Here is an 18,209-nt window from a genome sequence, read left to right as displayed (position 1 = left end):
CTACAGTCGGCCAATGTTCATGCTCGGTCCCGCGTTGCTCGAAGTGTCGGCGCGCAGAATTATGAACCGCCTGCACGAATCGCACGGGGAACCGGCGCTCGCCGCGGCCGCGGTGAATCCGGCGTTGTCGGCGGTGCTCGACCAGCACGGCGCGGCCTTGCGCGACATTCTCGACCACGGTGTCGAGGATGCCGAGGAGGTGCCGCCGCTGCTGCTGCTCGCCGGATATGTCCGCGGCCTGCTCGACCAGGCCCGCGAGCACCAGCCCGCGACCGCCCAGGATCTGGCCGAGATGATCGCCACCCCGATGACCGGCCTGCCGCCCGCGGATTGGACCCGGGCCGACTGGATGCAACTGCGGCTGGCCGCGGTGTGCGTCCAAGCGCAAGCCATCAACTGAGCACAGACGTCCGCCGCGAGCCGAGGCTCGCGGCGGACGTTGTCTTACAGCGACTCAGAGCGTGATTCAGCCGTTCTGACGGGTCTGATCGCCGGTCGCGCTGGTGTAGCGGGTGGTCGTCGTCGCCGACTGGTCCTGCCACGCCTGCTCCCGCGAGATGTCCTCACGCCCACGCTGGTAGGCCTGGGCGTGGCCCTTCAGGTTCGGCATCTCGTTCTCGGCCTTCTCCAGCCAGCCGTCCCAGCGCGACTGCATCGGACGGACCAGGCCGCCACCCACACCCACGATCAGGATGCCGGCGATGGTCAGCAGCACGGCCCACAGCACCGGCGCGGTGATCGCGGTGGCGACGCCGACCTGGTTCAGCGCCGCGATGATGCCGAGCGCCCAGATGAAGACCGAGGCCACCCGGGCCAGCAGCGGACCGTAGGACAGGCTGCCCAGCGCCGCCGACACCATCTCCTGCACGACCCGGGCGATGGCCGCGGCGACGATCACGATGACGATCGCGACGGCCAGCTTCGGCAGCCAGCTGACGATGCCGTTGAGCATGTCGCTCACCGGGTTCGGGCCCCAGACGCCGAAGCCCAGCTGCAGGGTGATCAGCAGCACCGCGTAGTAGGCCAGCTTGGCCAGCATCTGCGAGGCGGTCCAATTGCTGCGCGCCAGCATGTTCTTGATGCCGCCGCGATCGACCAGCTTCTCGAAGCCGACCCGGTCGAGCACCCGGCCCACGATCGAGGCGACGATCTTGGCGACGATCCAGCCGATGAACAGGATCGCCAGGAATCCGATGAACTTGGGGACGAACGTCGCGATCGCACTCCAGGCGTCGGACCACCCCTGTCGGAAGTCGATATCGATAGCCAAGTTGGAGGTTTGCACGGCTGCTTCCCTTCGCTGCTATTCGACGACGCCCAGGCGGTTGCCAGGCGACCTTCCCAGCGGTTGTACCCCGCCGCGAAGTGCTAAACCAGCAGTTTGCCAGGAAATTGCCAAAGTAGGAGGAATGGTTATTCGGTCGCGATGAATCGGCGACCGAATTGCCGCGTGCGTTTATCCGATCAGTGCCCTATGCTGCCCGTGCTCAAAAAACCGAGCAGATCGTGGCGGGTAATGACGCCGACCGGCTTGCCGTCTTCGACGACCATCAGCGCGTCAGTATCCGAAAGTGCTTTCGTCGCCGCCGAAATCGGCTCGCCGGAACCGATCAGCGGGAACGACGGGCTCATGTGCTTGGCCACCGAATCGGTCAGGTGCGCCCGGCCTTCGAACACCGCCGAGAGCAGATCCCGCTCGGTGACACTGCCCGCGACCTCGCCCGCCATCACCGGCGGCTCGGCGCCGACGACCGGCATCTGCGAAACGCCGTACTCGCGCAGGATCTCGATGGCGTCGCGCAGGGTCTCCGACGGGTGGGTGTGCACCAGATCCGGCAGGGCGCCGGACTTGCCGCGCAGCACGTCACCGACGAGCGGCTCGGCGACGCTGCCGTCGAGCCGGGTGCGCAGGAAGCCGTAGGAGCTCATCCACTGGTCGTTGAAGATCTTGGACAGGTAGCCGCGGCCGCCGTCCGGCAGCAGCACGACCACCACGTTGTTCGGATCGCGGCGCGCCACCTCGATCGCCGCCACCACGGCCATACCGCAGGAGCCGCCGACCAGCAGGCCCTCCTCGCGGGCCAGGCGGCGGGTCATGTCGAAGGAGTCCGCGTCGGAGACGGCGATGATCTCGTCCGGGATCGCCGGGTCGTAGGCCGAGGGCCAGAAATCCTCGCCGACGCCCTCGACCAGGTACGGCCGACCGGTGCCGCCGGAGTACACCGAGCCCTCCGGATCCGCGCCGATGATCTGCACTGTGCCGCCCGAGACCTCCTTGAGGTAGCGGCCGGTGCCGGTGATGGTGCCGCCGGTGCCCACGCCCGCGACGAAGTGGGTGATCTTGCCTTCGGTGTCTTTCCAGATCTCCGGGCCGGTGGTCGCGTAGTGGCTGTCCGGGCCGCCCGGGTTGGAGTACTGGTCCGGCTTCCAGGCGCCCTCGATCTCGCGCACCAGACGGTCGGAGACGTTGTAGTAGCTGGCCGGATCCTCCGGCGCGACCGCGGTCGGGCAGACCACGACCTCGGCGCCGTAGGCGCGCAGCACGTTGCGCTTGTCCTCGGAGACCTTGTCGGGGCAGACGAACACGCACTTGTATCCGCGCTGCTGGGCGACCAGGGCCAGGCCGACGCCGGTGTTGCCGGAGGTCGGCTCGACGATGGTGCCGCCCGGCTTCAGCAGCCCGGCCTCCTCGGCCGCGTCGATCATCTTCACCGCGATGCGGTCCTTGGAACTACCGCCCGGGTTCAGGTATTCGACCTTGGCGGCCAGCAGGCCGGCTTCCGGTTCCACCACAGAGTTCAACCGAACCAGGGGCGTATTGCCGATGAGGTCCACGACATGGTTCGCGATGCGCATGCCCCCATCGTTGCAGAAGCCGGATTTTCGCTGCACGCGACCGTGGTGCGGCCGCTCGGCCCCCCGGTGCCCCACGCGGCCCGGTGAGCTGCGCGCCGAACCCGAAGCGCCTCGGACGGCACCTCCCGGCTCTGACTGCCCTTCGCCCCTATCATTCCCAAATATGAGGCAGCCCACCATTGCTCGCGCCGCCCTGATCGCCGCGGCGGCGCTGGCTTTGCTCCCGACCGCGGCGGCGAACGCCGCCACCACGCCGTTTCCGCAGGTGCCGACGCTGGCGCACGGCGGCCTGTGCTGGACCAGCGTCCGCACCTGGGCCGACACCAGCGCGCAGTGGCCGGGCCGGGCCATCATCAATATGCGGGCCGATCCGGTCGCCGGCGTCGGGCCGGGCGTCTATCCCCTGGCCCCGCTGTGCGAAGTACAGACGACCGTCGCCTGGCGCAACATGAACACCGGCGCCGCGGGCGCCTACAGCAACCCCGTAGTGGTCGGCATCTACGGCAGCATTCTGTACTCGCTGTTCCAGGACACCGGGCCCGGCCGCATCGAGGTCGTGGTCACCACCGACAGCGGGCATATTCCCGCGCGCGCCGCCTTCGACGTACCTGCCTGACTCCGGAATCCAGGAGTTCGGTACACATAGAGGTGCCAGTACAAAACTGAGCTCGCCACGCCGCAGTACCGAAGGAGCCCTCATGCCTGAGGCAGTTATCGTTTCGACCGCTCGCTCGCCTATCGGCCGCGCCATGAAGGGCTCGCTGGTCGACATGCGTCCGGACGACCTCACCGTGCAGATCGTGCGCGCCGCGCTGGAGAAGGTGCCGGCCCTCGACCCCACCCAGATCGACGATCTGATCCTGGGCTGTGGCTCCCCGGGCGGTGAGCAGGGCTTCAACATCGCGCGCAACGTCGCGGTCGAGCTCGGCTACGACACCGTGCCCGGCACCACCGTGCACCGCTACTGTGCGTCCTCGCTGCAGTCCACCCGGATGGCCTTCCACGCCATCAAGGCCGGCGAGGGTGACATCTTCATCTCCGCCGGCGTGGAGACCGTCTCGCGCTACAAGAACGGCTCCGCCGACAGCTGGCCCAACACCAAGAACCCGCTCTTCGACGAGGCGCAGGCGCGCACCGCCAAGACGGCCGAGGGCGGCGTCGGCTGGCACGACCCGCGCGAGGACGGCCTGCTGCCCGACGCCTACATCGCGATGGGCCAGACGGCGGAGAACGTCGCCCGCCTGACCGGCATCACCCGCGAGGACCAGGACCACTGGGGCGTGCGCTCGCAGAACCGCGCGGAGGAGGCCATCAAGAACGGCTTCTTCGAGCGCGAGATCACCCCGGTCACCCTGCCCGACGGCACCGTGGTGTCCGCCGACGACGGCCCGCGCGCCGGCGTCACCTACGACAAGGTCAGCGGCCTGAAGCCGGTCTTCCGGCCGGACGGCACCATCACCGCCGGCAACTGCTGCCCGCTCAACGACGGCGCCGCCGCGCTGGTCATCATGAGCGACACCAAGGCCAAGGAGCTGGGCCTGACCCCGCTGGCGCGCATCGTGTCCACCGGCGTCTCCGGCCTGTCCCCCGAGATCATGGGCCTGGGCCCGATCGAGGCCGTCAAGCGCGCGCTGGCGCTGGCCGGCAAGGGCGTCGGCGATATCGACCTGTTCGAGATCAACGAGGCCTTCGCGGTGCAGGTGCTCGGCTCGGCCCGCGAGCTGAAGATCGACGAGGACAAGCTGAACGTGTCCGGCGGCGCGATCGCGCTGGGCCACCCGTTCGGCATGACCGGCGCCCGCATCACCACCACGCTGATCAACAACCTGCAGACCTACGACAAGCAGTTCGGTGTGGAGACCATGTGCGTCGGCGGCGGCCAGGGCATGGCGCTGGTCATCGAGCGCCTCTCCTGATTCGCGAATGACAAAGGCGGCCACCGGTATTCCGGTGGCCGCCTTCTCGTTGCCGAACGGGTACTACTAGTCGTTGTTGAAGTAGCTCAGCAGCCGCAGGATCTCCAGGTACAGCCAGACCAGGGTGATGGTCAGGCCGAAGGCCACGCTCCAGGCCGCCTTCTCCGGCGCCTGGGCGCGGATCAGGTCGTCGGCGGCGTCGAAGTCCAGCAGGAAGCTGAAGGCCGCGATGGCGATGCAGACGAGGCTGAAGATGATGGCGATCGGGCCGCCGTCGCGCAGGCCGAAGCCGCCGTCGGTGAAGAAGCTGGCGACCAGGTTGCCCAGCATCAGCACCACGACGCCGATGGTGGCGCCGATGATCATGCGGGTGAACCGCGGGGTGACCCGGATGGCGCCGGTCTTGTAGACGACCAGCATGCCCGCGAAGACACCGAAGGTACCGAGCACCGCCTGCGCGATCATGCTGGGGCCGCCGACGCTGACGATGTTGGCGAACACGAACGAGATCGCACCGAGGAACAGACCCTCGAAAGCCGCGTAGGACAGCACGATCGCGGGGTTGTCGGTCTTGTTGCCGAAGATCGCGACCAGCGACAGCACCAGGCCGCCGATCAGGCCGACCAGCATCAGCGGCATGGCCAGCGCGTTGTTCGCGCTGCTGGCGGACAGGATGTAGGAGACCAGCGCCGTCACCGAGAGCACACCGAGGACCATGGCCGTCTTGGTGACGATGTCATCGATGGTCAGCGAGCGGGTGGCCTGCGCCGGCGGCTGGTACGGCTGGTACTGGCCGGGCTGGCCGTACTGGTTGGGCGGGTACTGATTACCGTACGGCTGACCCATCGGGGCACCGGCCGGACCTTGGCCGAAATTGGCGTAGCCACCGTTGCCCTGCTGCTTCGGCAGGTTCTTGAAAACCGGATTGCTCGTGGTACGCAAGGCGTCCCTTCTTTCGGTCGTTGCTGCTGCTGGGGTACCCGGGCCCGGTGCCCGAAGGTGCCAACTGCCCTGTTCAACGTGTACGCCCCTTGGCAAGTTCCCAGGTGGGGCTTGCCCGAGATGGACATATCGGACTGGACTCTACCGCTGCTGGGCGTCGTGCAGGCCACGGACCGAACGAGTGACCGTGAACTTCCGGTTGCGCCCGATCACCTCGGTGCGGCCCACCATCTTCTCCACCACGCCCCGGTAGTTCAGGTGCGAGTTGTATACCGTCCACAGCTCGCCGCCCGGGCGCAGCACCCGGCCGGTCTCGACGAACATCTTGATCGCCGAGCCGGTGTGCACGGCGGCCCCGACGTGGAAGGGCGGGTTGCACAGCACCAGGTCGGCGCTGTTGTCGGCGGCCGAGGACATGGCGTCGTCACGCACCACGGTGACGCGATCGTCGACCTGGTTGGCCGCCACCGTCGCTCGCGCCGAGGCCACCGCGGCCGCGGACTGGTCGGTGCCGAGCACCCGGATCCCCGGCCGGGCCTTGGCCAGCGTGACGGCGATGATGCCGGTGCCGCAGCCGAGGTCGATGGCGTCGCGGGCGTCCGGCTTCATCAGTTTCAGATGCTGGAGCAGGAAGCGGGTTCCGATGTCCAGGCGCGCGAGGGAGAACGCGGCGCCGTGCGCGACCACGTCCAGGCCGAGATCCTCGATGTGCTCCGACACCGGGAACGGCGGCTCGGCCACGGGTTTCGGGCCGGACACCAGCAGCGTGCGCGACTTCTGCCGGCCGCGGCTGGCCCGCACCTCGGAAAAGTATTCGGCCAGCACGTCGTTCATCGACTTGGTCAGGTATTTGTCGCGGCCGCCCGCGATCACGGTGACCTCGGGGTCGGCGTAGCGGGCGATGGCGTCGGCCACCTCCGCGAGCCCGGCCAGGGCGCGCGGCAGCCGCAGCAGCACCACGCGGGCCTCGGCCAGCAACTTCTCGTTGAGGCCGTGCGCGACATAGCGATCGGCGAAGCCCAGGGTTCTCGCGTTGTTGGCGAGGGCGAGCTCGCCGGTGTACAGATCCTGGTGCACGCGAACGTCGCGCAGATCCCGCGCGGCGATCACACCGAGGGTCAGCGCGCCATAGCTGTCGCCGATCACAGCAACCTTGCCGCTACCCGCGACGGCCAACTGCTCCTCGGCGACATCGAGAATCAACCGATCCGCGGCATCGACGGCATAGAGGTTCAGCGCCTCCACATCCGGATACCGCCGAAGCCGGCTTAGGACATCCTCGACATCTCCCACACGTCAAGTGTGCTAGATCGTTGCCCGAATGTCTCATTCACCCCGGCAAATAGGCCCGATTGTTTATTTCGGCATATATGCAAGGTTCGTAATATCAAGCGTCGCAATGTAATACCCCCGACCGGGCGGTGGTCGAAAGGACCTGCACGACACGAGGATTGCTGGTTCCCGTCGATACCGGTTTCCCTAAGTAACATCAGCCCCATGCGTAACACGATGGTGGTGCTGGCCGTCGCCTCCGCGGCCCTGCTGACGAGCTGTGCCGACCGCGGCCCCGAATCCGCGCCGCCGTCGTCGAGCACGACGAGCACGTTCACCGACGCGCCCACCCAGGCGCCGCAGGACGCGCTGCCCAAGCAGCAGGCCCCGGCCGGCGACGCGGGCGTCACGGTGACCGGCATCCGGATCGGCCGGCAGCCGGGCTACGACCGTGTCGTCTACGACCTCGGCGGCCGCGGCGCACCCGGCTGGAACGTGCAGTACGCCGATCGTGCCGTGCAGGACGGCAGCGGCCGGGCCATCCCGGTGGCCGGGCAGTCCATCCTGCAGGTGCAGATCACCGGGTCGGCGTATCCGTTCGACAGCGGGGTCGAGCCGTACGCCGGGCCGGACCCGGCCACCGATCCGAACGCGCCGGGCATCGCCGGGGTGTACGGCAGCGCTGTCTACGAGGGCACCACGCAGTCGTTCATCGGGGTGAACGCCGATCGGCCGCCCTTCACCGTCAGCACGCTGTCCAATCCGCAGCGCCTGGTGATCGATATCGCGACGCCGTAGCCGCACGTCCCGATACGGGATGGGGGTATTTGCGAGCGGCCGGAGGCGGTGGCTAGACTCGGCGCCGTGGTCGACCACCATCCACTGCTTCGAGCCTCCGGGGCCACCCGGATGCTGGCGGTGCTGGCGCTGCTCGCGGGAATCGTGGCGATGCACGCGGGTGTGTTCACCCTGCATCCCGGCGATTCGCACCACTCCGTTTCCGCCGCCCACGAGATGGCCGCCGAGCATGCCACGGCCGTCCCGCTCGCCGCCGCCGACACCGGCTGCGGCGCCGAGTGCGATACCGGGCACGCGGGCCTGCACGGCTGCGTCTTCATCCTGACCGCGCTAGGTCTGGCGCTGCTGCTCGTACTGCTCTATTACGTCGCCGCCGATCGGGCGGGCGGCCTGCCGGCAGCACCGCGGCACTGGCGCGCCGAGCGGGAACGCCCGCCGCCGTGGACCGTCCTATCCCTGGCCGAATTGTCGATTCTGCGGATCTGATGGGCGCTTCGCCCTGCCCTGAATCCCACCCCAATTCCCCAGGAGTACACCCATGTTCAAAAGTCGTACCCGAATCACCCTGGCCGTCGCCGTGATCGGCCTGCTCGCGGCCGGCTGTAGCGACGATTCCGATGCCATGCCCGGCATGGATCACAATGCGCCGTCCAGCACGTCGGCCGGTGCCGCCCCGGGCGCGCGCACCGATTTCACCGACGCGGATATCACTTTCCTGCAAGGGATGTATCCGCATCACGCGCAGGCGGTGGAGATGGCGCAGCTCGTCCCGGGCCGCAGCCAGGACCCGCGGCTGCTCGCCCTCGCGACGGCGGTGGAGCAGGCCCAGTCGCCGGAGATGCAGCAGATCAGCTCGCTGCTGCAAAGTTTCGGCAAACCGGTGCCGAGCACGTCCGGCGACCATGGCGACCACGGCGCCACCATGCCCGGCATGATGTCGGCCGAGCAGCTGGCGGCCTTGCGGGCCGCCACCGGCACCGCCTTCGACCGGCAGTGGCTCGAGCTGATGATCCAGCATCACCAGGGCGCCATCACCATGGCCGACACCGAGGTCGCGAACGGCGTCAACCCCGAGTCGGTGGCCCTGGCCCGCGCGGTCATCACCGCACAGCGCGCCGAGATCGACACCATGAACGGCATGCTCGCGGGCCTGCCCGGCTGATCCGGCGGTGACCGGGGCCCGTGACCACCCGGTCCCGGGCCCCTTCGGGGTACAGATGATTACGGGTTGGTGGCCCACCCCACGGGATCCACGCCGAACAAGTAACGTCGAAACGTCCGATTCAGAGAGGCGTACACGATGCGACGACTAGAGCGTGCGGGCCTGGCCGCCGCGGCAGCCGCCACCGCTACCGGCATCATCTTCCTCGGCGCCTGCTCCAAGCAGGTCAGTGGTGCGGCCGAGGCCAACCAGACCGAGCTGGCCTCCTACACCTCCGAGGTGACCGCGTCCTCGGTCTCGTCCTCGATCGCGGCCTCCTCGTCCAAGGCCGCGGCGGCCGCCTCGGCCATCGAAAGCGCCTGCGACACCTTCGCGCAGGTGACGTCCAAGTCCGTCACCTCCTTCAACGCCTACATCGCCGCCGGTGAATCCAACGCCCCGGACGAGGGCGTCAAAGCCACCGAGGCGGTGAACACGCTGCGCGGGGCCGCCACCGAACTGACCGCGAAGCTGACCTCCGAGCTGCCGGCGCGCATCGCGGATCCGCTCAAGACCTACCGCGACGACAGCAATGTCGTCGCCGACAACGTGGACCGCCGGGTGGATGTCGACACCCTCAACGCCTCGGTCGACAAGTTCAACGCGAGCAAGAACGCCGCGCGCGACGCCTGCCTGGCCGGATAGGGGCGCGCCTCAGGCGATTTCGCGTTCCGCGGCCGCCTCGGGCGGGAACGGCAGCGGGAGCACCAGCCAGGAATCCGAGCTCTCGTAGTCGTGCGGGTGTGAGGCGTCCGGATCGGCGCCCAACCCCTCCACCCGGGTGTCGCCGATCTGGTCGGTGTAGCGGAAGTGCAGGTGCCCGTGCAGCAGCAGCCGGGGCCGCAGCGCCTCGACCGCCCGCTGGATCCGGTCCTGGTTCGGCAGGCACTCGGGCAGATTCTTGCGATTCCACGCCGGGTCCGCGGCGCGCGGTTTGTCGTGGGTCAGCAGCACGTCCACCGGGGCGGGGTCGGCGGCGAGCAGCGCGTCGCATTCCGCGTCGGTCATCTGCTCCTCGGGGAACCACAGCGTGCCCGCGGTGGCCGGCCGCCGGCCCGAACCGAACTGCCTGCGGCGCTCGGCTTTCTGCTCGCGCACCGCTTCGGCGGCGAGCCGCCACGCCTTGTCCACCGAGTACGCCCCGCCGAACGCGGCGAACCTTGTGCCCGCCCAAGTCCACCGGTGGCCGCGCGGCGCGTAGCGAATGTTCTTGCGGCAGATCAGGAAGCCCTCGTCGTCGAGCGCGTCGCCGTAGCGTTCGTACAGCAGCGAGGACTTGTCGTGGTTGCCGTCGAGGAAATAGACCCGGACCTGCTTCTTGCGCGCCACCCGGTCCACCACGTCGAAATAGCGTTTTCCGGCGGGGGTGTGCTCCCAGGCGCCGAAATCGCCGAGCACGAACATCTTCGCGCAGTCCTCGCGCTGCGCGACCCGCAGCAGGTCCACGGCATGGGTGGTATTGCCGTGCAGGTCCCCGGTCAGCAGCAGACTCCCCATCCGGCAATGATCGCAGGCGCGCGGACGCCCGGCATCCCGGTTTCGGTCTAGGCGGCCAGTCGGCCGGTGGTCGTATAGATGCGTAGCGACCACAAGCGCAGGTCGGGGCGGGTGAAGGCATCCGCGAGCGTGTCCAGATCGCCCGGCGCGAGCCCGGCCGCGGTGAGCGGGCCGGGCAGCAGCAGGGTGTGCAGGCGGAACAGGGCGCAGCCGGGGCTGCCGCCCGGCCAGATCTCGCCGACTCCGGTGCAGCGCACGTCGGCCAGGCCCGCCTGGTGGAAGACGGCGGGCGCGCGGCGGGCCCAGGAGAAGTCGATGCCCGCCAGGCCGGCCACGGTGTGCATCGCGCCGCCGAACCGGCCGACGGCCGCGGCGGCCTCCGCGTCCGGCGCGGTGATGACGAAATCCCGCTGCGGGCCATCCCAATCCGAGACCACCAGCACCCCGCCGGGCGCCAGCGCCGCGAGCAGGCGGCGCAGCACGGCTTCGCGTTCGGGCAGGTGCATCAGGACCAGGCGCACGTGGATGAGATCGAAGGTGCCGGGCAGGTCGTCGCCGCGCACGTCGTGGCTGCGGATCTCGAGGCTGTCGTGCGGCGGAACGTGCTGCGGCGCCAAGTCGGTCGCGAGCACCGTGCCGGTCGGGCCGACGGCGCGGGCCAGCCAGTGCGCGATGGTGCCGTTGCCGGCGCCGATATCCCAGCAGTGCCAGCCGCTGGTCACCCCGGTGGCGCGCAGGACGCCGACGGTGTGGGCGTTGAGGATGTCACACAGGAGCTGGAACTGCTCGCCGGCTTTTTCGTTGCCGTTGTCGAAAACGTAGTGACCATGGACAGGTTCGGCGCGCATCAATAACCCCCGAACGTCGACGTTATCTCCCTCTATGGGAAACCCGCGGGCGCCGGAAAACAAGACCCACGAGTGTTCCACTCAGCGCGGCGTGCCCCAATCGCGGCGGTAGGCCGCCCAATCCTGCGGTGTCGCGGCGAAATCGACGTAGAGGGCCACACCGAAGGTCTGCCGCGCCGGGTCGTCGCGGCTCAGCGCCAGGCGGATGCCGCGCAGCGCGGCGGGCACCGTTTCGGCGGCGCCGTGGTGGGCGATGTCGTCGGACCAGAAGGCGGGCGCGCCCATCAGCAGGTCCACCGTGGCCGGAGTGACGGCCAGTGCGAGCGAAGTCTGCTGCGCGACATAGCCGCCGTAGAGCGACTGCCAGGGCATGGCGGTGTCGTAGGACATCAGGGCGACCTGGTCCACGCGCCGCGCCACCTCCGCGAAATAGGCTTGCGACCACCATTTTCCGTGGTCGCGCAGGGCGATACCGAGGTTGTGCAGACCCGGCAGCGGATCGATCTGCGGCGCTGAGACCGACAGCGGGACCGCGCGGGCCCCGGTGACCGCCCGGACCTGCGCCAGCACCGCGAGGAAGCCCGCCGAACCGGATCGGACCGGCTCCAGATCCAGGTGCACCCCGTCGAATCCGAGGTCGAGCACCTGCGTCGCGGCGTCGGTGATCCGGGCGCGCGTGGCCGGATCGTCCATGTTCAAGGCATCGAATTCGGGCGCGACGAGCTGGCCCAGCCAGGACTGCACCCGGATGCCGGGCAGGCCGCGATGCACCGCGTCGACGAACCAGCGGGCCCGCGGGTGCAGGTCGCCGGGCAGGCTGCCGTCGTGCTCGAACGGGCCGGTGTGCACGAACAGGTCCTTGATGCCGGTGCCGGCCAGCAGCGTGACCAGCCCGGCGATATCGGCGTCGGTCTTGCGGCCGTCGACCCAGGCGTGGCCCAGCCAGACCGCGTCGCGGCCGCGGGTCCGCGCGTCCGCCGCCGGTTCACCGGCGTACTCCAGCCGCAGCGCCAGCGCCAGACCGGCCACCGCCGTCAGCAGCAGACTCACCACCAAGCCGGCCACCACGCCCGCCCGCCGCCACCGTGACCAGCGCCGCCACCGCGCGCCGGCCGCCCCGAAGAATGCTCGCACCGCACCCACCCCGTCGTCTCGCACTCCGGGTTCGGCGAATCCTCCACCCCGGCAGCACTATCGCAGCCTACCGATCGGAGGACCGCACACCCGGGGTGAGCAGGGACTTCGAGACATCCCACGAATACTGGGGCGGGTGTACTATTCGCCCGAACCACCTCACTGCGGGAGCTCGGGCATGGCCGGGCTGAGAGGGCGGGCCCTACGCTCCGCCGACCGCGCAACCTGTCCGGGTAATGCCGACGTAGGGAAAGTGCTCGAAGTATGTCTGTTCCGACGGCGGCGCACGAAGCGCCGCTCACCCTCGATCAGCCCGCACCCAAGGTGCTCTCGTTCTGGGATCAGAGCGCGTTCTGGGCCAACCTCGGCGTCAGCCTGTTCGCCTTCTCCGGCGCCTACACCGTGCTGGCCCCGAACACCGACGGCGCCTTCCAGCTGTCCATCGCGGCGGGCATCCTCGCCATGATCATCGGCACCGTGGTCGGCGGGCTCATGCTCGGCCTGGCCGCGGTGCCCGGCGCGCAGACCGGCAAACCCGCGATGGTGCTGCTGCGCGGCCTGTTCGGCGCGAAACTCAGCTATCTGCCGACGGTCCTGAACATCGCCCAGCTGATCGGCTGGGGCACCTTCGAACTGATCGTCATCGGCAGCGCGGCCGAAGAGCTGTTCGGCGGCGGACCGCGCTGGCTGTATGTGGTGGCCGCGGGCCTGATCACCACGGCGCTGACGATCTGGCCGCTGGGTTCGGTGCGGATGCTGCGCCGGTTCGTCACCGTCGGCGTGGTGATCGCGCTGGCCTGGTTCTATATCCAGTTCTTCCGGGCCGGCATTCCCGACCTGACCACCAACCCGGGCCCGAAGGGCGGCGGCCCGTTCGGTGTGGACTGGAACCTCTTCTGGATCGCCACCGACGCGGCGCTGGCGGTGTCGATCTCCTGGGTGCCGGTCGCGGCCGACTACACCCGGCATTCCAAGAGCAGCCGGGCGGCGTTCGGCGCGGCCAGCGGCTCCTACGCGCTGACCCAGATCGTGGCCTACATCCTCGGCCTGCTCGCGCTGGCCCTGGCCACCGGCGACAGCGGCGTCTACGGTCCGTTCCTGCACGTCACGCTGGGCGCGTTCTTCTTCTTCATCCTGGTCTTCCGGGAGGCGGATCAGTCCTTCGCCAACGTCTACTCGACCGCGGTCTCGATCCAGAACCTGTGGCCGCGCATCGACCGTCGGATCCTGACCATCGGGCTCGGCGTGCTGATCACGGTGCTGGCGCTGTGGCTGCAGATGGACGACTACTTCGGCTTCCTCGGCCTGATCGGCTCGGTGTTCGTGCCGCTGCTCGGTGTGCTGGCCGCCGATTTCTTCCTGCGCGCCAAGGGTTCCTGGAACACCGAGCAGGACGCGCCGTCGCGCTGGGGCATGGTCTTCGCCTGGCTGGTCGGCCTGTCGGTGTACCAGCTGATCAACCCGGGCGACGCGGGCGTGTGGACCCGTTTCTGGGTCGACGTCCAGGAGGCGATCGGCTTCACCAAGCAGGCCTGGATGAGCGCCTCGCTGCTGTCCTTCCTCGCCGCGGCCCTGGTGGCCTGGCTGGTCGGCCGCGTCGTAGCGGCCCGCACGCCGCGCTAGCTGACACCATGGCCGGATGGGCGAGATTCGCATCGGCACCTCGGGCTGGCTGTACCCGCCATGGCGGGGCGTCTTCTATCCCAAGGGTCTGCCGCAGCGCGGCGAACTCGCCTATCTGGCCGGGCAATTCGGCACCGTAGAGATCAACGGCTCGTTCTACGCGTTGCAGAAACCGGCCAGCTATCAAAAATGGGCCGGGCAGGCCCCGGACGATTTCGTGTTCGCGGTGAAGGGCAGCCGGTTCATCACGCATATGAAGCGGCTGCGTGACGGCGACACCCTGCTGTCGAACTTCCTCGCCTCCGGGGTGCTGGCGCTGGGTCCGAAACTGGGCCCGTTCCTGTGGCAGCTGCCCCCGAACTTCGCCTTCGACCCCGATGTCCTCGCCGATTTCTGCGCCCGGCTCCCCCGCAGTACGACCGCGGCGGTGGAGATCGCGCGCCGCCACGACGAACGCGTCCCGGAACCCTGGCTCAGCACCGACGCGGACCGGCCGCTCCGGCACGCCATGGAGGTCCGGCATCCCAGCTTCGCCACCGCCGAATTCCCGGCGCTGCTGCGGGAATTCGGTGTCGCGCTGGTCGTCGCGGACACGGCGGGCAAGTACCCGTTCCTCGATGAGCAGACCGCCGACTTCAGCTATATCCGGCTGCACGGCCATGACGAGCTGTACGTCAGCGGCTATACCGACGAGGGGCTGGATCTGTGGGCCGCCAAGATCCGCGAGCGGGCCCGGCACGGGGATGTCTACGCCTACTTCGACAACGACGCGAAGGTCATGGCCCCGCGCGACGCGCGCGCCCTGCAAGCGCGCCTCGGCGGGTGAGCTTCAGCCGAGGTGCGGTTCGAGCTCGGCGATCAGGTGGTTCTTGCCGCCGAAGCCGATGACGCGGTGGATCTCGTTGCCGTCCTTGAACATCAGGATGGCGGGGATGCCGCGGAAACCGAAACGCTCCCAGATGCCGTCGAATCGGTCGACATCGATCTTGCGGACGAGCACCCGCCCGGCCCACTGCTGGGACAGCTCGACCAGGACCGGGGTGACGCGGCGGCACGGGCCGCACCATTCGGCCCAGAAGTCGACCAGCAGGGGGATGCCGGTCGAGCTCTCGGCGGCGATGTCGTCGGGGGTGATGGCGGTCAGCTTGTCGCGGGCCGACAGGTAGACCTGCTTGTCCTGCTCCTCTTGGGCCAGCAGGAGGGCGTCGACCGGCTCGCCGTGCTCGCGGACCCAGGCGGTGAACTCGGTGAAGCGCGGGCCGGGTGCGCCGGGCTCACCGCAGGCCTCGGTGACGGCTTTCGACAGCGCCTGCAACGCCTCACCGGTGTGCCGGCCGCTACCGGTCAACTCGAAGGCGTGCGCGCTGACGGTGTCACCGTCGCGCGCCAATTCGATGTCCTGCCAGAGCCGCACGGTGTATTGCTCCGCGTCGGTGATCCGCCAGCGCAGGGCGATCTCGCGCACCTCGACCGCCTCGCGGGCAAGTGCGTCGGCCGCCGAGAGCAGGGTGCCGTGCTCGTGCACATAGGCCTCGAAGGCCGCGAACTCCGGTGCGCCTGGACCCGCGCCGATCTGCTGCTGCAGATCGTTCAGCAGTTCGTCGTAGACCTTCGCCTCGGTGTCGCTCTTCGCCTCGAGCCCGAACGTGGGCCACTGCCCGCGAACGACCCCCTCGGCCGACTCGAGCCGCACACCGGCGAGCAACTCGACCACATAGGTACCCCCGGGCAACGTGACAGTGAACTCGTGATCGCGCTCCATCAGACCCCTCTTAGCGCCGCCGACGTCCGGCCCTCATGCTACCCAGCCGGTGAAATTTCGTACCCGGGTTCGTGGAACCGATCTCGCCCGCGCTGCGTCGAAGACAGAGAACGCACAGTTCTGGACGACGCAGGGAGCGATGTGGGCACCGAGGATCGGTTCGGGGTGCGGCCCGAACAGTTGACGACCATTTCCGCGACGTGGCGGCGCGAGGCCGCCGATCTCACCGGCCTCGCCTGGACGGCGTTGTCCGAGGCCACCGGCGAGGGCAGCGCGGTGCTGGCCGCGGTCCGCGACAGCGCGGATCCGGCACGGCAGGCCGCGGTCGCGATCGCGGGCCGGTTCGGCACGATGGCCGACCTGGTCGACCGGTTCGCGGGCGATATCGCCGAGCGCGACGCCGAGATCGCTACGGAATTCGGCGAACTGGCGGCGCGCTGATGCGCCCGGCGATCGCGCAACTGGCGGCGTGGAATCTCGCCGGGCTGCTCCAGGCCGCGAAGGCGGCGAACGAGAACGCGGTGACGCTGTACGACTCGCTGACCGATTCCACCCGGGCGATGGACGCCGCACAGGAGTGGCGCGGCCGGGCCAGGGACGCGGCCTGGCAGCGCACCAACGAGGAGATCGATCACGCGCACGAGGTGCGCGGCCTGCTGGTGCAGTTCGCCGACGAAGCCGAGGACGCGCATCGGGAATTCACGACCGCGCAGCAGTACGTGCTGGCGCAGCGCGCGGCCGCGCAGGCCGCCGGTTGTACCGTCGACGACGCCGGGTACGTCACCCATCCGGACGCCGGGAACACCGAAGCCGGTGTCTTCCAGTTGAATATCCTGGCCGGGCTGGACGAGGTGGAACGGATCGACACCGTCTATGGTGACCGCCTGCGCGCCATCCAGTCCGATCTCGCCGCGATCCGGGACGGTCAGCGCGACATCGTCTTCCAGGGTGTCCCGCGCGATCCCGACGAGGTGGTCACGCGGCTGGCGGCGATGACCGCCGAGCAGCGCGCGGCCGCGCTGTCCCAGCTGAGCCCGGCCGATCTCCGCGCCCTGGTCGTCGCGGATCCCGATGCGCTGGGCAATCTGCACGGCGTTCCGTTCCCCGTGCGCATCGCCGCCAACGAGATCAATATCCGCAACGCCATCCAGCGGGAGAAGCACAAGCCCGATCCCGATCAGGGCCGGGTGCGGCGATTGGAAGGCCTGCTCGAGCCGATCGACGACCCCACCAAGACCGACCGTGTGCCGGGCCGATCGGACTCGGACCGCAAGCCCGAACTCGAGCTCGTGCGCACCGCGGGCGTCAGCGCCGCCGACGACGCGAAGCTCGATCGCAAGTTCATCATGTTCCGGGCCGAGGAGGGCACCGGCCACATGATCGAGATGGTCGGCGAATTCACCGCCGACACCAAGGGTGTCGGCGTCTACGTGCCCGGCACCTCGACCGATCTGGACGGTTCCGCGTCCAACCAGGCCGCGGCCTGGAACCTGGCCGACCAGACCAAGGGCCCGGTGTTCCTCTTCATGGCGGGCGATTTCCCGCAGGATCTCGGCCCGTCCGGCGCGATGAATCCGAAGTACGCCGCCGAAATGGCGCCCCGGCTGGTGGAATTCGGCAGGGAGGTGGACCGCGAGGTCGCGCAGCGGGCGCCGGGCACCCCGGTCACCTATGTCGGGCATTCCTACGGCGGTTCCATCGTCGGCACCGCCGAGCAGCAGGGCCTGCGCGCCGATCGCATCCTGCACGCCTCCTCCGCGGGCACCGGCGTGGAGGACAAATCCTGGAACAACCCGAATCCCGATGTGCGGCGCTACGCCATGACCGCCCCCGGCGACCTGATCGGCGCCGCGCAGTCCGCGCCGCGCGACACCGGTCTCCCCTCCTGGCTGGACCTGCCCGGCATCCCGGAGCGCAATCCGCACGGCGGTCATCCGCAGGGCACCGACCCGGACGAGATGCCGGGCGTCACCCGCCTGGATACCGGCTACTACGGCGACTACGACGGCGACGGCGAACAGCAGGTCGTCTTCGGCACCGACGGTCACGGAAAGTATTGGGACGACCCGGATTCCACCGCTTTCCGCAATATCGCCGGAGTCATCACCGGCGGCGAGGTACACGCCTACGTGGAGCGCGGCATCGAAACCGACTGGGTGGACATCGATCTCGGCGACGACGGCGATCTGAAAGACGAGCTCGCCGACCTGCTCGCCGCGCAGGCCGCACAGCAGCTGGGCAAGCGGCCCTACGCCGACCCGCGGGTCACCGACAACCCCGGCCTCGGGCCGCGAATCCTGGCGTCCTGAGACCTGGCGCGGTGGGGGCCTTCGACCGAAAGTCCCCACCGGCCAACGGTT

At 69.1% G+C, this 18,209-nt stretch carries 19 protein-coding genes and 1 riboswitch; of the genes, 11 read left to right on the top strand and 8 right to left on the bottom strand.

All coding sequences use genetic code 11. The features are described from left to right. Positions 1 to 13: 13 nt before the first annotated feature. Positions 14 to 400 carry a DUF6401 family natural product biosynthesis protein gene (locus tag AB0H76_RS00715; RefSeq protein WP_357315396.1) on the top strand — a complete coding sequence of 129 codons (387 nt, stop codon included), beginning with the start codon at positions 14 to 16 and terminating at the stop codon, positions 398 to 400. 66 nt (positions 401 to 466) lie between these two features. Here AB0H76_RS00715 and AB0H76_RS00710 read toward each other — a convergent pair whose 3' ends face one another. After that, complete coding sequence (locus AB0H76_RS00710) at positions 467 to 1,285, bottom strand: hypothetical protein (protein ID WP_357315393.1); 819 nt, start codon at positions 1,283 to 1,285, stop codon at positions 467 to 469. A 179-nt stretch (positions 1,286 to 1,464) separates the two neighbouring features. After that, positions 1,465 to 2,856 (bottom strand): cystathionine beta-synthase, encoded by a 1,392-nt coding sequence (locus tag AB0H76_RS00705; RefSeq protein WP_357315391.1) that lies wholly within the window; start codon positions 2,854 to 2,856, stop codon positions 1,465 to 1,467. A gap of 163 nt (positions 2,857 to 3,019) precedes the next feature. Here AB0H76_RS00705 and AB0H76_RS00700 point away from each other — a divergent pair, with 163 nt between their 5' ends. Continuing rightward, positions 3,020 to 3,472, top strand: coding sequence for a hypothetical protein (locus tag AB0H76_RS00700; protein WP_357315388.1), 453 nt, complete (start codon positions 3,020 to 3,022; stop codon positions 3,470 to 3,472). A gap of 82 nt (positions 3,473 to 3,554) precedes the next feature. Then, a complete protein-coding gene (locus AB0H76_RS00695) occupies positions 3,555 to 4,772 on the top strand; it encodes an acetyl-CoA C-acetyltransferase (protein WP_357315385.1) in 1,218 nt (405 codons plus the stop codon). A 66-nt stretch (positions 4,773 to 4,838) separates the two neighbouring features. Here the strand turns inward: AB0H76_RS00695 and AB0H76_RS00690 are convergent, their stop codons facing one another. Together AB0H76_RS00690 and AB0H76_RS00685 are read right to left on the bottom strand one after the other, a co-directional pair. Beyond that, positions 4,839 to 5,714 (bottom strand): Bax inhibitor-1/YccA family protein, encoded by an 876-nt coding sequence (locus AB0H76_RS00690; RefSeq protein ID WP_357315382.1) that lies wholly within the window; start codon positions 5,712 to 5,714, stop codon positions 4,839 to 4,841. A 141-nt stretch (positions 5,715 to 5,855) separates the two neighbouring features. After that, positions 5,856 to 7,007, bottom strand: a complete 1,152-nt coding sequence (locus AB0H76_RS00685) for a methyltransferase (RefSeq protein ID WP_357315380.1) — start codon at positions 7,005 to 7,007, stop codon at positions 5,856 to 5,858. 204 nt (positions 7,008 to 7,211) lie between these two features. Here AB0H76_RS00685 and AB0H76_RS00680 point away from each other — a divergent pair, with 204 nt between their 5' ends. The 4 genes from AB0H76_RS00680 to AB0H76_RS00665 all read left to right on the top strand — a co-directional run bounded on the left by AB0H76_RS00680 (position 7,212) and on the right by AB0H76_RS00665 (position 9,630). Beyond that, on the top strand, positions 7,212 to 7,784 hold the full coding sequence (locus tag AB0H76_RS00680; protein WP_357315378.1) for a hypothetical protein: 573 nt from the start codon (positions 7,212 to 7,214) through the stop codon (positions 7,782 to 7,784). Between the two features lie 66 nt (positions 7,785 to 7,850). Next, positions 7,851 to 8,270, top strand: coding sequence for a DUF6153 family protein (locus tag AB0H76_RS00675; RefSeq protein ID WP_357315375.1), 420 nt, complete (start codon positions 7,851 to 7,853; stop codon positions 8,268 to 8,270). A 52-nt stretch (positions 8,271 to 8,322) separates the two neighbouring features. Beyond that, positions 8,323 to 8,946 carry a DUF305 domain-containing protein gene (locus tag AB0H76_RS00670; protein ID WP_357315373.1) on the top strand — a complete coding sequence of 208 codons (624 nt, stop codon included), beginning with the start codon at positions 8,323 to 8,325 and terminating at the stop codon, positions 8,944 to 8,946. A 138-nt stretch (positions 8,947 to 9,084) separates the two neighbouring features. Then, the gene (locus AB0H76_RS00665; protein WP_357315370.1) at positions 9,085 to 9,630 is read left to right on the top strand and encodes a hypothetical protein; all 546 of its coding nucleotides are present in this window, start codon (positions 9,085 to 9,087) and stop codon (positions 9,628 to 9,630) included. A gap of 9 nt (positions 9,631 to 9,639) precedes the next feature. Here the strand turns inward: AB0H76_RS00665 and AB0H76_RS00660 are convergent, their stop codons facing one another. From AB0H76_RS00660 to AB0H76_RS00650, 3 genes are all read right to left on the bottom strand, one after another. After that, positions 9,640 to 10,482: a metallophosphoesterase gene (locus AB0H76_RS00660; protein ID WP_357315368.1), complete on the bottom strand. Its 843-nt coding sequence runs from the start codon at positions 10,480 to 10,482 to the stop codon at positions 9,640 to 9,642. A 47-nt stretch (positions 10,483 to 10,529) separates the two neighbouring features. Further along, complete coding sequence (locus tag AB0H76_RS00655) at positions 10,530 to 11,330, bottom strand: class I SAM-dependent methyltransferase (protein ID WP_357315366.1); 801 nt, start codon at positions 11,328 to 11,330, stop codon at positions 10,530 to 10,532. 81 nt (positions 11,331 to 11,411) lie between these two features. Next, positions 11,412 to 12,464, bottom strand: a complete 1,053-nt coding sequence (locus AB0H76_RS00650) for a hypothetical protein (protein ID WP_357315363.1) — start codon at positions 12,462 to 12,464, stop codon at positions 11,412 to 11,414. A gap of 154 nt (positions 12,465 to 12,618) precedes the next feature. Continuing rightward, a riboswitch (TPP riboswitch) is annotated at positions 12,619 to 12,733 on the top strand. Here AB0H76_RS00650 and AB0H76_RS00645 point away from each other — a divergent pair. Then, complete coding sequence (locus AB0H76_RS00645) at positions 12,729 to 14,087, top strand: cytosine permease (RefSeq protein WP_357315360.1); 1,359 nt, start codon at positions 12,729 to 12,731, stop codon at positions 14,085 to 14,087. (Overlaps the previous riboswitch by 5 nt.) Positions 14,088 to 14,103: 16 nt before the next feature. Next, positions 14,104 to 14,913 (top strand): DUF72 domain-containing protein, encoded by an 810-nt coding sequence (locus tag AB0H76_RS00640; RefSeq protein WP_357315358.1) that lies wholly within the window; start codon positions 14,104 to 14,106, stop codon positions 14,911 to 14,913. Positions 14,914 to 14,916: 3 nt separating this feature from the next. On the opposite strand, the gene AB0H76_RS00635 is transcribed toward AB0H76_RS00640, so the two are convergent. Then, a complete protein-coding gene (locus AB0H76_RS00635) occupies positions 14,917 to 15,849 on the bottom strand; it encodes a thioredoxin domain-containing protein (protein ID WP_357315356.1) in 933 nt (310 codons plus the stop codon). 141 nt (positions 15,850 to 15,990) lie between these two features. Between AB0H76_RS00635 and AB0H76_RS00630 the strand changes: the two genes are divergently transcribed. Next, positions 15,991 to 16,290, top strand: a complete 300-nt coding sequence (locus AB0H76_RS00630) for a hypothetical protein (protein ID WP_357315353.1) — start codon at positions 15,991 to 15,993, stop codon at positions 16,288 to 16,290. Beyond that, positions 16,290 to 18,158: an alpha/beta hydrolase gene (locus tag AB0H76_RS00625; protein WP_357315350.1), complete on the top strand. Its 1,869-nt coding sequence runs from the start codon at positions 16,290 to 16,292 to the stop codon at positions 18,156 to 18,158. The genes AB0H76_RS00630 and AB0H76_RS00625 overlap by 1 nt, the downstream gene beginning before the upstream one ends. Positions 18,159 to 18,209 lie beyond the last annotated feature (51 nt).

The sequence above is a fragment of the Nocardia sp. NPDC050712 genome (genome assembly GCF_040654295.1).
Lineage (GTDB): Bacteria > Actinomycetota > Actinomycetes > Mycobacteriales > Mycobacteriaceae > Nocardia.
Note: the sequence above shows the minus strand (reverse complement) of the source record. Positions and strands in the feature narration are given on the sequence as shown.

Excerpts from the sequence above, each read along its gene's own strand:
- AB0H76_RS00715 (WP_357315396.1), top strand. The coding sequence starts at position 14 with ATGTTCATGCTCGGTCCCGCGTTGCTCGAAGTGTCGGCGCGCAGAATT.
- AB0H76_RS00705 (WP_357315391.1), bottom strand. The coding sequence starts at position 2,856 with ATGCGCATCGCGAACCATGTCGTGGACCTCATCGGCAATACGCCCCTG.
- AB0H76_RS00700 (WP_357315388.1), top strand. The coding sequence starts at position 3,020 with ATGAGGCAGCCCACCATTGCTCGCGCCGCCCTGATCGCCGCGGCGGCG.
- AB0H76_RS00695 (WP_357315385.1), top strand. The coding sequence starts at position 3,555 with ATGCCTGAGGCAGTTATCGTTTCGACCGCTCGCTCGCCTATCGGCCGC.
- AB0H76_RS00680 (WP_357315378.1), top strand. The coding sequence starts at position 7,212 with ATGCGTAACACGATGGTGGTGCTGGCCGTCGCCTCCGCGGCCCTGCTG.
- AB0H76_RS00670 (WP_357315373.1), top strand. The coding sequence starts at position 8,323 with ATGTTCAAAAGTCGTACCCGAATCACCCTGGCCGTCGCCGTGATCGGC.
- AB0H76_RS00665 (WP_357315370.1), top strand. The coding sequence starts at position 9,085 with ATGCGACGACTAGAGCGTGCGGGCCTGGCCGCCGCGGCAGCCGCCACC.
- AB0H76_RS00660 (WP_357315368.1), bottom strand. The coding sequence starts at position 10,482 with ATGGGGAGTCTGCTGCTGACCGGGGACCTGCACGGCAATACCACCCAT.
- AB0H76_RS00655 (WP_357315366.1), bottom strand. The coding sequence starts at position 11,330 with ATGCGCGCCGAACCTGTCCATGGTCACTACGTTTTCGACAACGGCAAC.
- AB0H76_RS00645 (WP_357315360.1), top strand. The coding sequence starts at position 12,729 with ATGTCTGTTCCGACGGCGGCGCACGAAGCGCCGCTCACCCTCGATCAG.
- AB0H76_RS00640 (WP_357315358.1), top strand. The coding sequence starts at position 14,104 with ATGGGCGAGATTCGCATCGGCACCTCGGGCTGGCTGTACCCGCCATGG.
- AB0H76_RS00635 (WP_357315356.1), bottom strand. The coding sequence starts at position 15,849 with ATGGAGCGCGATCACGAGTTCACTGTCACGTTGCCCGGGGGTACCTAT.
- AB0H76_RS00625 (WP_357315350.1), top strand. The coding sequence starts at position 16,290 with ATGCGCCCGGCGATCGCGCAACTGGCGGCGTGGAATCTCGCCGGGCTG.